The sequence below is a fragment of the Streptomyces sp. NPDC055239 genome (assembly GCF_053606205.1).
Map to the genome: position 1 here is coordinate 23,048 of NZ_JBSGRD010000002.1, position 14,182 is coordinate 37,229.

Genomic DNA, 14,182 nt, shown 5'->3' on the forward strand with positions numbered 1-14,182 from the left:
CACCCCTTGTTTTGTACACATCCGGCTCATGACGAGCCCAGGGTGGAGGGCGATAGCCTGGAGCCGTGATCAGCGCGATATCCCGCGGGGGCGTGTACGCCCCCGCCCTGCGCCCGGGGAACACGGAGGACATCCGTGCCCGGGGCGTCGCTGACGCTTCTTCGTGGTGCGGACAGCCCACTATTCCCAGCCATCGATCAGCGAAACCGCTGAAAATGGCGGATAACCGCCCGCTCATCTCTCACCGCGGCATAACGTCGACTTCGACCGGAGACCCCGCGTCGTGGCGTTACGTCGGATCATTTCCTTCTACGTCACGCAACGGCGCGCGACAGGAGTCAGAGGACAATGCAGAACAAGCTGGACGAAGCCAAAGCCGAGTTGCTCGCACGGGCGGCCCGGGTAGCTGAGAACAGCCCGGTCGGTGGCCGCCTACCGAGTGGCGCACCGACCGGGTCGAAGGGCGAAGAGGCCACGACCGACCAGGACATGGCTCTCGCGTTCCTCCAGCGCTACTACCTGCACACGGCCCCGGAGGACCTCGCCGACCGAGACCCGGTCGACGTCTTCGGAGCAGCCTTCTCCCACTACCGACTCGCCGAGACCCGCCCACAGGGCACGGCCAACGTCCGCGTGCACACGCCGACGGTCGAGGAGAACGGCTGGACGTGCAGCCACACCGTCGTCGAGGTGGTCACCGACGACATGCCCTTCCTCGTCGACTCGGTCACCAACGAGCTCTCGCGGCAGGGGCGCGGCATCCATGTCGTCATCCACCCCCAGGTCGTCGTACGACGGGATCTGACCGGAAAGCTCCTGGAGGTCCTCACGGACCCGGGAACGGAGCGCCCGCACGACGCGGTCACCGAGTCCTGGATCCACGTCGAGACCGACCGCGAGACCGACCGTGCGGACCTGAAGCAGATCACCGCCGATCTGCTGCGGATCCTCTCCGACGTGCGCGAGACCGTCGAGGACTGGGAGAAGATGCGCGATGCCGCACTGCGCATCGCCGACGAGCTGCCCACCGAGCCGACCGCGAACGACCTGCTCGACCAGGAGGTCGGCGAGGCGCGCGAGCTCCTTCGCTGGCTGGCCGACAACCACTTCACCTTCCTCGGCTTCCGTGAGTACAACCTGACGGACGACGACTCGCTCGCCGCGGTGCCCGGCACCGGCCTCGGCATCCTGCGCGCCGACCCGCAGCACGACGGGGAGGAGGACCATCCGGTCAGCCCCTCCTTCAGCCGGCTGCCCGCGGACGCGCGCGCGAAGGCCCGCGAGCACAGGCTCCTGGTGCTCACGAAGGCCAACAGCCGTGCCACCGTGCACCGGCCCAGCTACCTCGACTACGTCGGCGTGAAGAAGTTCGACGCCGAGGGCAACGTCGTCGGTGAGCGGCGCTTCCTCGGGCTCTTCTCGTCCGCCGCGTACACCGAGTCCGTGCGCCGCGTGCCGGTCATCCGCCGCAAGGTCCAGGAGGTCCTCAAGGGCGCGGGCTTCTCGCCCAACAGCCACGACGGCCGCGACCTGCTCCAGATCCTGGAGACCTACCCGCGCGACGAGCTCTTCCAGACCCCGCCCGACGAGCTGCGCTCCATCGTCACGTCCGTGCTCTACCTCCAGGAGCGCCGTCGGCTGCGGCTCTACCTGCGCAAGGACGAGTACGGCCGTTACTACTCGGCGCTCGTCTACCTGCCGCGTGACCGCTACACCACCGGCGTACGCCTGCGGATCATCGACATCCTCAAGGAGGAGCTCGGCGGCGACAGCGTCGACTTCACCGCCTGGAACACGGAGTCGATCCTCTCCCGGCTGCACTTCGTGGTCCGTGTCGCGCCGGGCGGCGGGCTTCCGGAGCTCACCGACGCCGACACCGACCGCATCGAGGCACGGCTCGTCGAGGCCGCACGCTCCTGGGCCGACGGCTTCGGCGAGGCGCTGACCGCCGAGTGCGGCGAGGAGCGCGCAGCCGAGCTGCTCCGCCGCTACTCGGGAGCCTTCCCCGAGGGCTACAAGGCGGACCACACGCCGCGCGCCGCCGTCGCCGACCTGGTGCACCTGGAGCAGCTGAAGCAGGGGCGCGAGGACTTCGCCCTGAGCCTGTACGAGCCGGTGGGCGCCGCCCCCGGTGAGCGCCGCTTCAAGATCTACCGTTCGGGCGGCCAGGTCTCGCTCTCCGCGGTCCTTCCGGTGCTTCAGCGCCTGGGCGTCGAGGTCACCGACGAGCGCCCCTACGAGCTGCGCTGCACGGACCGTACGAACGCGTGGATCTACGACTTCGGGCTCCGCATGCCCAAGCCGCAGAACGGCAACGGCGACTACCTCGGCGACGACGGCCGCGAGCGCTTCCAGGAGGCCTTCGCCGCCGCCTGGGCGGGTGAGGCCGAGGTCGACGGCTTCAACTCGCTCGTCCTGCGGGCCGGGCTCAACTGGCGCCAGGCGATGGTGCTCCGCGCCTACGCCAAGTACCTGCGCCAGGCGGGCTCCACCTTCAGCCAGGACTACATGGAGGACACCCTCCTCAACAACGTCCACACGACCCGCCTGCTCGTCTCGCTCTTCGAGGCGCGGATGTCCCCGGACCGCCAGCGCGCCGGGACCGAGCTGACCGACGGGCTCATGGAGGAGCTGGACGGGGCGCTCGACCAGGTCGCCTCCCTGGACGAGGACCGGATCCTGCGGTCCTTCCTCACCGTCATCAAGGCGACGCTGCGCACGAACTTCTTCCAGGAGGCGGAGGGCGGCAAGCCGCACAACTACGTCTCGATGAAGTTCGACCCGCAGGCCATCCCCGACCTCCCCGCGCCGCGTCCGGCGTACGAGATCTGGGTGTACTCGCCGCGCGTCGAGGGCGTCCACCTGCGCTTCGGCAAGGTCGCCCGCGGCGGGCTCCGCTGGTCCGACCGGCGTGAGGACTTCCGTACCGAGATCCTCGGCCTGGTCAAGGCGCAGATGGTGAAGAACACCGTCATCGTGCCCGTCGGCGCCAAGGGCGGCTTCGTCGCCAAGCAGCTGCCCGACCCGTCCGTGGACCGCGACGCGTGGCTGGCCGAGGGCGTGGCCTGCTACAAGACGTTCATCTCGGCGCTGCTCGACATCACCGACAACCTGGTCGGGGGCGAGGTCGTGCCGCCGGCCGACGTCGTGCGCCACGACGAGGACGACACGTACCTCGTCGTCGCCGCCGACAAGGGCACCGCGACGTTCTCCGACATCGCGAACGAGGTCGCCCAGTCCTACAACTTCTGGCTCGGCGACGCCTTCGCGTCCGGCGGCTCCGCCGGTTACGACCACAAGGGCATGGGCATCACCGCCCGCGGCGCCTGGGAGTCCGTCAAGCGGCACTTCCGGGAGCTGGGCACCGACACCCAGTCCGAGGACTTCACGGTCGTCGGCGTCGGCGACATGTCCGGTGACGTGTTCGGCAACGGCATGCTGCTCTCCGAGCACATCCGCCTGGTGGCCGCCTTCGACCACCGGCACATCGTCATCGACCCGAGGCCGGACGCCGAGACCTCGTACGCCGAGCGCCGCCGCCTCTTCGAGCTGCCGCGCAGCTCCTGGGCGGACTACAACAAGGAGCTGCTCTCCGCGGGCGGCGGGATCTTCCCGCGCAGCGCCAAGGCGATCCAGCTGAACAACAACATCCGCGAGGCCCTCGGCATCGAACGGGGCATCGCGAAGATGACCCCGGCCGACCTGATGCAGGCCATCCTCCAGGCGCCGGTCGACCTGCTGTGGAACGGCGGCATCGGTACGTACGTGAAGTCGTCCGCCGAGTCGAACAGCGATGTCGGCGACAAGGCGAACGACTCCATCCGCGTCAACGGCGCCGACCTGAGAGTCAAGGTCGTCGGCGAGGGCGGCAACCTCGGTCTGACCCAGCTGGGCCGCATCGAGTTCGCGCGGTCCGGCGGGCGCATCAACACCGACGCCATCGACAACAGCGCGGGCGTGGACACCTCCGACCACGAGGTGAACATCAAGATCCTGCTCAACGCGGTCGTCGCCAACGGCGACATGACCGTCAAGCAGCGCAACAAGTTCCTCGCCGCGATGACGGACGAGGTCGGCACCCTGGTCCTGCGCAACAACTACGCGCAGAACACCGCCCTGTCGAACGCGGTCGCCCAGTCCCCGTCCCTCCTCCACGCCCACCAGCGCTTCATGCGCAGGCTCGGCAAGTCGGGCCACCTGAACCGGGGCCTGGAGTTCCTGCCCAACGACCGGCAGATCCGTGAGCTCCTGAGCTCAGGACGCGGGCTCAGCCAGCCCGAGCTCGCCGTGCTCCTCGCGTACACGAAGATCACGGCGGCCGACGAGCTGATCCAGACGACGCTCCCGGACGACGACTACCTGCGCAGGCTGCTGCACGCGTACTTCCCCGAGGCGCTGCGGGAGAAGTTCCCCGAGCAGGTCGACGGGCACGCGCTGCGCCGCGAGATCATCACCACGGTCCTCGTCAACGACACGGTGAACACGGGTGGTTCGACCTTCCTGCACCGTCTGCGTGAGGAGACAGGGGCCTCGCTCGAGGAGATCGTGCGGGCGCAGCTCGCGGCCCGCGAGATCTTCGGTCTCGGCAAGGTCTGGGACGCGGTCGAGGCCCTGGACAACGTCGTGGCGGCCGATGTCCAGACCCGCGTCAGGCTGCACTCGCGCCGTCTGGTCGAGCGCGGTACGCGCTGGCTGCTCAACAACCGGCCGCAGCCGCTCCAGCTCGCCGAGACCATCGACTTCTTCCGCGAGGGTGTCGCCGAGGTCTGGACCGAGCTGCCGAAGCTGCTCAGCGGCTCCGACCTGGAGTGGTACGAGGGCATCCGCGACGAGCTCGCGGGCGCGGGCGTCTCCGACGAACTCGCCCAGCGCGTCGCCGGGTTCTCCTCGGCCTTCCCGTCGCTCGACATCGTGGCGATCGCGGACCGCATGGACAAGCAGCCGATGGCCGTCGCCGAGGTCTACTACGACCTCGCCGACCGGCTGCGGATCACCCAGCTCATGGACCGCATCATCGAGCTGCCGCGGGCCGACCGCTGGCAGTCGATGGCCCGCGCGTCGATCCGCGAGGACCTGTACGCGGCGCACGCCGCCCTGACGGCCGACGTCTTGGCCGCCGGGAACGGCGAGGACACTCCCGAGCAGCGCTTCAAGGCCTGGGAGGAGAAGAACGCGGCGATCCTGAGCCGGTCGCGGACGACCCTGGACGAGATCCAGAGCTCGGACGCGTTCGACCTGGCGAACCTCTCGGTCGCCATGCGGACGATGCGGACGCTCCTGCGCACGCACTCGTAGGCCCCTGGCCCAGAGCACAAGGGGGGCGCCGGAGGCCAGACCCGATGTGTCCGTAGTGGTGATCGTCTACAACGACGCCGAGCGGCTGCCGACCGCCGTTCAGTCGGTGCTCGGCCAGACGCTGCACGGCGTCGAGATCGTCATCGTCGACGACTGCAGCACCGACGACTCGTACGGGACGGCGCAGCGCCTGGCCGCCGAGTACCCCGAGCGGGTGCGGGCCTACCAGCTGCCGGAGAACAGCGGCGCGGGCGGCGAACCCCGCAACGTGGGCATCGGCCACACCGTCGGCACGCACGTGATGTTCCTCGACAGCGACGACGTCCTGGAGCGCAACGCCTGCCGCAACCTCCTCGAAGCCGCCGAGCGCGACGGCTCCGACATCGTCTCCGGGCTCTGCGTACGCCTTTCCATGGACACTCGCAACAAGAAGCGCGACCAGTGGTACCCCTGGCTCTACGCCACGACGCGCACCCTGGATTCCGTCACCGAGCTGCCCGACCTGTTCGTCTGGGACACGCTCTCCACGAACAAGCTCTACCGCCGCGACTTCCTCGTCGAGAACGCCCTCCGCTTCCCCAAGGGCATGTTCTACGAGGACCTGATGTTCATCGCCGAGGCCTACCTCGCCGCCGGGCGCATCACGCTCATCCCCAACCAGGTCTACTTCTGGCACGTCCACGAGCGCGCCACCGCCGCCGCGAAGTCGGTGACCAACCGGCGCCACGAGATGACCAACTTCCAGCACCGCCTGGAGATCCACCGCCGGATCGACGCGCTGCTCGCGGAGCGCGGCCTCGACGAGCTGCGGCTCTTCAAGGACATCAAGTTCCTCAAGCACGACCTGGTGCTCCACCTGCGCGACCTGCCGTTCCGCGACGACTCCTACCGCCAGGAGTTCGCGGACCTCGCCCGCGGCTACCTCGCCGGGATCGACCGCGCCGCGTACGGCGAGGTGCTGCCCGCCCAGGCCATCTGCGCCTACCTCCTTGAGCAGGGCGACTGGGAGAACCTCCTTCCCGCCGTCGACACCCTCACCAACCGCGACAAGATCTCCGCGCCGCTCACCGAGCGGGACGGCCACGTGTACTGGTGCGCCGAGCACCTCGACGACCCGTTCGGCCGCCAGGTCCTGGACGTGACCGCGCTCGGCTATCACAGCAAGCGCCTCGACCAGATGTTCCTGCGCAATGTCCTTACCGGCTACGAGGAGTCGGCCGGAGTCGTGAAGATGGCGGGCCGCATCACCAACCCGCTCGGCATCGTCGGCCCCGACGCCGTGCTCACCGCCGAGCTCGAGTTCAGCGCCCGGCGCCGCAGCCTGCAGTCCTTCCGCTTCCCCGTCTCCACCGTGCGGCAGGAGGGGGAGAGCGTGACCTGGGAGGCCTCGGTCGACCTCGCGCGCAAGCTGCGTCCGCTCGGCGTCGTCGACGCGGTGTGGGACGTACGCCTCCACCTCGTCGCCGATGGCGTACGCACCCGGACGCGGCTCACCCCGAGCACTCCGGGGCTCGCCGAGGGGATGCTTCCGGTGCGGCCGAGGCTGACCCGGCTCGTCGCCGATCATCTGGAGCCCGAGGTCTCGCAGCGCGGGCACCTCGCGTTCCGGCTCGTCACGCGGGACGCGGCGGGCGGCCGGATCCAGGACCTGGTGGCGCGCGGCACGCAAGGTGTACCGGGGCGGCTTGCCAAGTCCGGCTTCCGCAGGGCGAAGAAGCTCCGCAAGGACCTCACGTCCGGGCAGAGCAGACTGCGCGTGTACGACGAGGTGTTCAGCCGCCTGCCGGTGAAGAAGGGCACGGTCGTCTTCGAGAGCCACCTCGGCAAGCAGTACAGCGACAGCCCCCGGGCGATCTACGAGGAGATGCGCCGCCAGGGTCTCGACTTCGACGCCGTGTGGTCCTACGCCGGGAAGCCCGAGGGGTTCCCGGATGACGCGACGCTGGTGCGGCGCTGGTCGTTGCCGTATCTCCGGGCCCTCGCGCAGGCCGAGTTCTGGGTCGACAACCAGAGCTACCCGCTCAAGCTCACCAAGCGCCCCGGGACGACGTACATCCAGACCTGGCACGGCTCTGCGCTCAAGCGCATGGGCTTCGACGAGCCCGCCTGGAAGCTGCGCAGCAAGGCGCGCCAGGGCGAGCAGGAGCGGGTGCTCGACCGCTTCGACCGCTTCCTGATCCGGTCCGAGCACGACGTGCGCACCCTCGCGAAGGCCCTGCGCCTCAAGGAGAAGGTGCTGCTCCGGGTCGGCTATCCGCGCAATGACGCCCTGGTGCGGTCGAAGCGGGCCGAGGACGCGAGCGGTGTGCGCGAACGCGGGCCGCTGGCAGCGGAGTTGGGCATCCCCGACGACAAGCGGGTGCTCCTGTACGCGCCGACCTTCCGGCGGCACGGCGGCCGGCACGGGCGCTTCGAGCTGCCCTTCGACGTGGAGAGGTTCGCCGAGGAGTTCGGCGACCGGTACGTGCTGCTCGTGCGCTCGCACTACCTGAACCACGTGGTGCTCCCGCCGTCCGTGCGCGGCCGCGTCATCGACGTCTCCGCACACCACGACGTCACACCGCTCTACCAGCTCGCCGACGCGATGATCACCGACTACTCGTCCGTGATGTTCGACTACGCCCTCCTGGACCGGCCGATGCTGTTCTTCACGTACGACTACGAGCAGTACGTCCACGAGGGCCGCGGCACCTACTTCGACCTGCGGGAACGGGCTCCCGGGCCGGTGCTCGACACCGAGGACGAGCTGTTCGGGGCGCTGAAACCGCTGAACGCCCTTGACGAGCAGGCCCTTGAGTACGGGGCGGCGCGGGCGCGGTTCGTGGCCGAGTTCGGCGAGTACGACCGGGGAGATGCCGCCAAGAGCGTCGTCGATCAGTTCTTCTCGCACCTCTCCGACACCTCGCGCGGGAGCCGTCGATGACCGAGTACGCAACGCCCCGGCGGGACATCTTCTTCGTCTCCAACAGCGTCAACGAGCTCGGCGGGATCACCAGTTGGTCCCACCAGATGGCACGCCTCTTCGTCGAGCGCGGCCACCGCGTGCACGTCATCGGCGTCACGGAGCCCGGCGAACCGCAGGACATCGGCACGGACCTGCCGTACCCCACCACGACGCTGTACGACGAGCATCCGCCGCGCGTCGGCCCCGCGCGCGGCATCAAGGGGCGGCTCAACGTGGCCGAGCACCGGCTGCGGACACGGCGCGCGGAGGGCATGCTGGAGCAGGCCGCCAAGCTGACCGCGCTCTTCGCGCAGGCCGGACCCGGTGCCGTCGTCATCGTCACGCAGGTGTGGGCGATGGAGTGGGTCGAACTCGCCGACACGGACGGCCTGTTGGTCATCGGCATGAGCCATGAGTCGTTCGGCTACTCCCGGTCGTCCTCGCGCGGCGCGCGCGTGCGCAAGCACTACAAGGACATCGACCGGATGCTCGCGCTGACCCGCGAGGACGCCGACCTGTGGATCAGACAGGGCCTGGACAACGCGTCCTTCATGCCGAACCCGCTGCCGTTCATGCCCGATGTGCCCTCGCGGCGCACCGAGAAGATCGTCACCAGCATCGGCCGCCTGCACGACCAGAAAGGCATCGACATGCTCCTCGACACCTGGGCGGAGGTCGCGCCGCTGCACCCGGACTGGAAGCTGCGGATCTACGGCTCCGGCGAGGACGAGGAGATACTCAAGAAGCAGTGCACGTCCCTCGGCCTCGACGGCTCCGTGGAGTGGATGGGGCGCACCAGCGATGTGCCGGGCGCGCTGCGGGGCGGATCGGTGTTCGTGCAGTCGTCGCGGGGCGAGGGATTCCCGCTCGCGCTGATGGAGGCGATGGCCACCGCGGTGCCGTGCGCCGCCTTCGACTGCGCGCCCGGCGTGCACGAGATCGTCCAGGACGGCGTCGACGGGCTGCTCGCGCGGCTCGGGAACACGGGTGAACTGGCGCGCAGGCTCGACACGTTGATGTCCGACAAGGAGCTGCGGGACCGGATGGGGGAGCTGGCGAGGGTGAACATCCAGCGCTACACGACCGAGGCGGTCGTGCGGCGCTGGGAGGAGTTGTTCTTGTTCCTGGAGCGGTAGTCGGGCGGGGCGCCTCGGCTACTTCTTGCCGCCCGTGAAGCTCTCGTACTCCTTCAGTACGTCCTCGGTCGGGCCGTCCATGCGCAGCTCGCCGTGCTCCAGCCAGAGCACGCGCTCGCAAGTGTCGCGGATCGACTTGTTGTTGTGGCTGACCAGGAAGACCGTGCCCGCGCGCTTGCGCAGCTCGCGGATGCGGGCCTCCGAACGCTTCTGGAAGGAGCGGTCGCCGGTCGCCAGGGCCTCGTCGATGAGGAGTACGTCGTGGTCCTTGGCCGAGCCGATGGAGAAGCGCAGGCGGGCCGCCATGCCGGAGGAGTACGTACGCATGGGGAGCGTGATGAAGTCGCCCTTCTCGTTGATGCCGGAGAAGTCGACGATGTCCTGGTAGCGCTCCTGGACCTGCTCGCGGGTCATGCCCATCGCGAGGCCGCCGAGGCGGACGTTGCGCTCGCCGGTCAGGTCGTTCATCAAGGCCGCGTTCACGCCGAGGAGGGAGGGCTGGCCGTCGGTGAAGATGCGGCCGTGCTCGACGGGCAGGAGCCCCGCGACCGCCTTCAGGAGGGTCGACTTGCCCGAGCCGTTCGTGCCGATCAGGCCGATGGCCTCGCCCTTGTAGGCGGTGAAGGAGACCTTCCTGACGGCGTGCACCTTGCGCACGCCGGACTCTTCGCCGTCCTTGCCGCCCCGCTTGAGGATGCGGCCGAGGGCGGCGGTCGCGCTGCCCCGGCCCGATGCGGATCCCGCGCCGTGCACCCGGTAGACGATGTCGACCTCGTCGGCGATGACGGTGGGGGCGGGGGCGGCGGGGCTGTTGGTGGGGGGATCTGTCTTCGTCAGTGTTGCTGTCGTCTCAGCCACGGCCGTACGTCTCCTCTGCCTTCCAGAAGTAGATAAACCCGCCGACTCCGGCGAGCAGCGCCCAGCCGAGCGCCCACGCCCATACGTGGTGCGGGAGCTGGTCCGCGTGGAAGCTGTCGATCAGCGCGAACCGCATCAGGTCGATGTAGACGGCGGCCGGATTGCTCTCCAGGAGGACCTTGAGGACGTGCGGCAGGTGCCGGTCCTTGAGGACCGCGTCGATGCTCCACATCACGCCGGACACGTACATCCACGTACGCAGGACGAACGGCATCAGCTGGGCGATGTCCGGCGTCTTGCTGCCCAGGCGCGCCATCACGAGGGCCAGGCCCATGTTGAACGTGAACTGCAGGGCCAGGACCGGGAGCACCAGGAGCCAGGACAGGGTCGGCGGTACGCCGAAGCAGAGCAGGATCACGACGAGCGCGCACATGGAGAAGAGGAGCTGCTGGAGCTGCTGCAGGCAGAACGAGATCGGCAGCGCGGCCCGCGGGAAGTGCAGGGCGCGGACCAGGCCGAGGCTGCCCGCGATGGCGCGGGTGCCCGCCATCACCGAGCTCTGCGTGAACGTGAAGATGAAGACGCCGGTGACCAGGAACGGGACGTAGTCCGGGACGTCGCGCTTGGTGTTCATCAGCATGCCGAAGATGAAGTAGTAGACCGCCGCGTTCAGGAGCGGCGTCATCACCTGCCAGACCTGGCCGAGCTTCGCCTGGCTGTACTGGGCGGTGAGCTTGGCGGTGGCGAAGGCGGTGATGAAGTGGCGCCGCTGCCACAGCTGCCGGACGTAAGCCGGGAGCGTGGGGCGGGCGCCGCTGACGGTCAGGCCGTGCAGGGCGGCGAGCTCGGCGGGGTCGGGCGCGGCGACCGCGTCCGCGGATCGGGATGGAGGGTCGAGGACCTGACTCACGTCCGCTGCTTTCACTCGGGAGTCATGGGGCATGCGGTGCGTACTGGCGTCCTTACGTCGGGACGGGACCGTATCGTCGCCACGTCGAGAGTAGAGTGATTCGACGTCGGAACGCAACCGTATCGTCGTCACGTTCTATGCTGTCCCTATGACGACGAGCAGGCCAGGAGATGAACAGTCGCGTGAGCAGTCGCGCCGCAGAGCCCCCGCAGGGGCCGCGGTGCTCCGCGAGGACGTGACCGAGGCCATCAGGGCCGCCGTCTTCGAGGAGCTGGCGGCGGTCGGGTACGCGCGCATGTCCATCGAGGGCATCGCGCGCCGAGCGGGCGTCGGCAAGACCGCCGTCTACCGGCGCTGGCGCTCCAAGCTGCACCTCGTGCTCGACCTGGTGTCCGCGATAGCGGTCCAGGGCCTCCCGATGCCGGACAGCGGCTCCCTGGAGGGTGATCTGCGGCTGCTTTACGAGGTGACGTCGCGCGCCCTGCGGCACCCGGTTGCCTCGCAGGTGATCCCGGATCTGCAGGCGGAGGCGGCACGCAACCCGGAGATCGCGGAGGCCATGCAGAAGGCGCTGCGGGAGGGGCAGCACGGGGTGGCGAACGGCATCGTGCGGGCGGCCGTGGCGCGGGGCGAGGTGCGGGACGGGGTCGACGAGGACCTGGCCCTCGACCTGGTGTCGGGGCCGCTCTACTGGCGCTCCGTGGTGGTGCGGGCCGAGCTGCCCAAGGGATACCTGGGCAGTCTCGCGACGGCTACGGCGGCGGCGCTTCGGGCGTTGTGAGCGGTGTGAGTGGTGTGAGTGGTGTGGGCGTTGTGGGTCCTCAGGCCTGGGGGTGCCTTTCCCGCATCAGGAACAGGGCCGTGCCCGAGCCGAGCGTGGCGATGCCGGTGCAGACGCTGATCAGGACCTGCTGCACCCCGTCGAAGGCGAAGCTGGTGGAGACGTTGGTGACCAGGGCGATCGCGAGGACGAGCCAGAGCAGGGCCTTCATGGCGGGGCCTTTCAAGTCGGTGGTGGGGCGGGGTTCGTGTCCCGCCGTGTGATCAACTCTCCCCGGTCGCGGGCGGCGTGACGATGGTGTCCTCTCCCGGACCGGGGGTGTAGCGCGCTACACCATCGCCCGGGGAGCGGCCTCGCCCGCGCGCGGGAGCGGGGTCGCATAGCCTCATGACCCATGACCATGCGGGACATGCGAGGCATGCGGGAGACACTGCGGCGGACGGAACGGGCCCTGGAGCAGCTGGGCGCGGCGGCGCTCCTGTCCCTCGCGTCGTACCTCTTCATCGGGGTCATCCTCCTCACCCTCGTCACCACGCTCCTCGTTGTCGGCGCGGGCATCATGCCCGAGACGGTCCTGATGCTGAGGCGGATGGCGGGCTTCAAGCGGCGCCGCGTCGCCCTCTGGACGGGCAAGGAGATCCCCGAGGCGTACGTGCCGCTGACCGGCACGCTCACCCGGCGGGTGCGCGCGGGGGTCACGGACCCGGCGACGTACCGCGATCTGCGCTGGCTCGGCCTGCACTTCTTCTACGGCTGGCTGCTCCTGTACGTCGCCCTGCCGGTGTTCATCGTCGGGATGCTGGTCGACGGCGTGTGGTGCGGGCTGCTCGGCCGCCGGGCCGTGGTCCTTCCGCTGGTGGCACGTATCGCCGACCTGGAAGCTCTGTGGTCGGGGGCGCTGCTCAAGGCGTCGCCGGAGGCGGAGCGGGCCGCGCGGCTCACCGAGCGAGTCGAGGAGCTGACCGTCACGCGGGCCGGCGCGGTCGCCGCGCACGGCGCCGAACTGCGCCGCATCGAAAGGGACTTGCACGACGGTACGCAGGCGCGGCTCGTCTCGATGTCGATGCGGGTGGGCCTCGCCAGGCGCGCGTTCGACAAGGACCCCGAAGCGGCGCGGAAGCTGCTCGCCGATGTGCAGGACCAGGCCGAGGAGGCCCTGACCGAGCTGCGGCACGTCGTACGCGGCATCCATCCGCCGATCCTCACGGACCGGGGTCTGGTGGGGGCGGTGCGGGCGCTCGCCGCGAGCAGCGGGCTCGATGTGGCCGTGCGCGCGGAGGGGGTGGAGGGCGAGGTCGAGGGCGGGGTGGGGGACGCCGTGCGCGCCCCGGCGGCGGTGGAGGCCGCCGCGTACTTCGTCGTCGCGGAGGCGCTCACGAACGCCGCCAAGCACAGTGGGTCGGAGCGGGCCTCCGTGGAACTTGTCCGGGCGGGTGGCGTGTTGAGGATTTCGGTACGTGACGAGGGGCGGGGCGGTGCCGACGACGCGGGCGGCACCGGGCTGCTCGGGATGCGGCGCAGGGTCGCCGCGCTCGACGGGACCGTGGAAGTGGCGAGCCCCGTCGGGGGGCCGACCGTGATCGAAGTGGAGCTGCCGTGCGCGTGGTGATCGCCGAGGACAATGCCCTGTTGCGGGAGGGGATGGTGCTGTTGCTGTCCTCCGTCGGGCACGAGGTGGTGGCGGTGGCGGCGAGCGGACCCGAGGTGCTTCCGGCGCTCCTGGAACACCGGCCGGACGTCGCCGTCCTGGACGTACGGATGCCGCCGGGGTTCCGGGACGAGGGGCTGCGGGCCGCGCTCTCGGCCCGGGAGCGGATCCCCGGACTTCCGGTGCTCGTGCTCTCCCAGTACGTCGAGGAGACGTACGCCGCTGAGCTGTTGGGCGGGGGTGCGAGCGGGGTGGGCTACCTCCTGAAGGACCGGGTCGGGCGGGTCGACGAGTTCCTGGACGCGCTGGAGCGGGTGGCAGGGGGCGGCACCGCGCTTGACCCGGAGGTGGTCACGGAGTTGCTGACCCGGCGCCGGGACGACCCCTTGGACTCGCTGACGCCTCGGGAGCGGGAGGTTCTTCAGCTGATGGCTGAGGGGCGGGACAACGGGACGATCGCGTCGGTGCTGGTGGTGTCGGACCGCGCGGTGAGCAAGCACATCGGGAACGTGTTCGCGAAGCTGGGGCTGCCGCCGAGTGACAGTGGTCATCGGCGGGTGCTGGCCGTCCTTGCTTATCTGAACAGGGAGTAGGGATCAGCTGGTGGTGT

Annotated in this window: 9 protein-coding genes; 6 read left to right on the forward strand and 3 right to left on the reverse strand. The window is 69.6% G+C overall.

Features of this window, described 5'->3' with window-relative positions:
* Positions 1 to 348: 348 nt before the first annotated feature.
* From ACWFRJ_RS06370 to ACWFRJ_RS06380, 3 genes are read left to right on the forward strand one after another with little or no spacing between them, the layout of a single operon-like run.
* Entirely contained in the window at positions 349 to 5,295 is a 4,947-nt protein-coding gene (locus tag ACWFRJ_RS06370; protein WP_453525097.1) for an NAD-glutamate dehydrogenase, read from the forward strand.
* Between the two features lie 46 nt (positions 5,296 to 5,341).
* Positions 5,342 to 8,218 (forward strand): bifunctional glycosyltransferase/CDP-glycerol:glycerophosphate glycerophosphotransferase, encoded by a 2,877-nt coding sequence (locus ACWFRJ_RS06375; RefSeq protein ID WP_453525098.1) that lies wholly within the window; start codon positions 5,342 to 5,344, stop codon positions 8,216 to 8,218.
* Complete coding sequence (locus ACWFRJ_RS06380; protein WP_453525099.1) at positions 8,215 to 9,375, forward strand: glycosyltransferase; 1,161 nt, start codon at positions 8,215 to 8,217, stop codon at positions 9,373 to 9,375. Before ACWFRJ_RS06375 ends, ACWFRJ_RS06380 begins: the two co-directional genes overlap by 4 nt.
* 18 nt (positions 9,376 to 9,393) lie before the next feature.
* Here the strand turns inward: ACWFRJ_RS06380 and ACWFRJ_RS06385 are convergent, their stop codons facing one another.
* Both ACWFRJ_RS06385 and ACWFRJ_RS06390 read right to left on the reverse strand, forming a co-directional pair.
* Positions 9,394 to 10,233 (reverse strand): ABC transporter ATP-binding protein, encoded by an 840-nt coding sequence (locus ACWFRJ_RS06385; RefSeq protein ID WP_453525100.1) that lies wholly within the window; start codon positions 10,231 to 10,233, stop codon positions 9,394 to 9,396.
* Positions 10,226 to 11,143 (reverse strand): ABC transporter permease, encoded by a 918-nt coding sequence (locus tag ACWFRJ_RS06390; RefSeq protein ID WP_453525101.1) that lies wholly within the window; start codon positions 11,141 to 11,143, stop codon positions 10,226 to 10,228. The genes ACWFRJ_RS06385 and ACWFRJ_RS06390 overlap by 8 nt, the downstream gene beginning before the upstream one ends.
* A 148-nt stretch (positions 11,144 to 11,291) precedes the next feature.
* Here ACWFRJ_RS06390 and ACWFRJ_RS06395 point away from each other — a divergent pair, with 148 nt between their 5' ends.
* The gene (locus ACWFRJ_RS06395; protein WP_453525102.1) at positions 11,292 to 11,924 is read left to right on the forward strand and encodes a TetR/AcrR family transcriptional regulator; all 633 of its coding nucleotides are present in this window, start codon (positions 11,292 to 11,294) and stop codon (positions 11,922 to 11,924) included.
* A 40-nt stretch (positions 11,925 to 11,964) separates the two neighbouring features.
* On the opposite strand, the gene ACWFRJ_RS06400 is transcribed toward ACWFRJ_RS06395, so the two are convergent.
* On the reverse strand, positions 11,965 to 12,135 hold the full coding sequence (locus ACWFRJ_RS06400) for a hypothetical protein (RefSeq protein WP_453525103.1): 171 nt from the start codon (positions 12,133 to 12,135) through the stop codon (positions 11,965 to 11,967).
* 207 nt (positions 12,136 to 12,342) lie between these two features.
* Between ACWFRJ_RS06400 and ACWFRJ_RS06405 the strand changes: the two genes are divergently transcribed.
* Together ACWFRJ_RS06405 and ACWFRJ_RS06410 are read left to right on the forward strand one after the other, a co-directional pair.
* Positions 12,343 to 13,533: a histidine kinase gene (locus tag ACWFRJ_RS06405; protein ID WP_453527060.1), complete on the forward strand. Its 1,191-nt coding sequence runs from the start codon at positions 12,343 to 12,345 to the stop codon at positions 13,531 to 13,533.
* Positions 13,521 to 14,165, forward strand: coding sequence for a response regulator transcription factor (locus tag ACWFRJ_RS06410; RefSeq protein WP_453525104.1), 645 nt, complete (start codon positions 13,521 to 13,523; stop codon positions 14,163 to 14,165). Before ACWFRJ_RS06405 ends, ACWFRJ_RS06410 begins: the two co-directional genes overlap by 13 nt.
* Positions 14,166 to 14,182 lie beyond the last annotated feature (17 nt).

Coding starts and splice junctions, on each gene's coding strand:
- ACWFRJ_RS06370 (WP_453525097.1), top strand. CDS start 349: ATGCAGAACAAGCTGGACGAAGCCAAAGCCGAGTTGCTCGCACGGGCG.
- ACWFRJ_RS06380 (WP_453525099.1), top strand. CDS start 8,215: ATGACCGAGTACGCAACGCCCCGGCGGGACATCTTCTTCGTCTCCAAC.
- ACWFRJ_RS06395 (WP_453525102.1), top strand. CDS start 11,292: ATGACGACGAGCAGGCCAGGAGATGAACAGTCGCGTGAGCAGTCGCGC.
- ACWFRJ_RS06400 (WP_453525103.1), bottom strand. CDS start 12,135: ATGAAGGCCCTGCTCTGGCTCGTCCTCGCGATCGCCCTGGTCACCAAC.
- ACWFRJ_RS06405 (WP_453527060.1), top strand. CDS start 12,343: ATGCGGGAGACACTGCGGCGGACGGAACGGGCCCTGGAGCAGCTGGGC.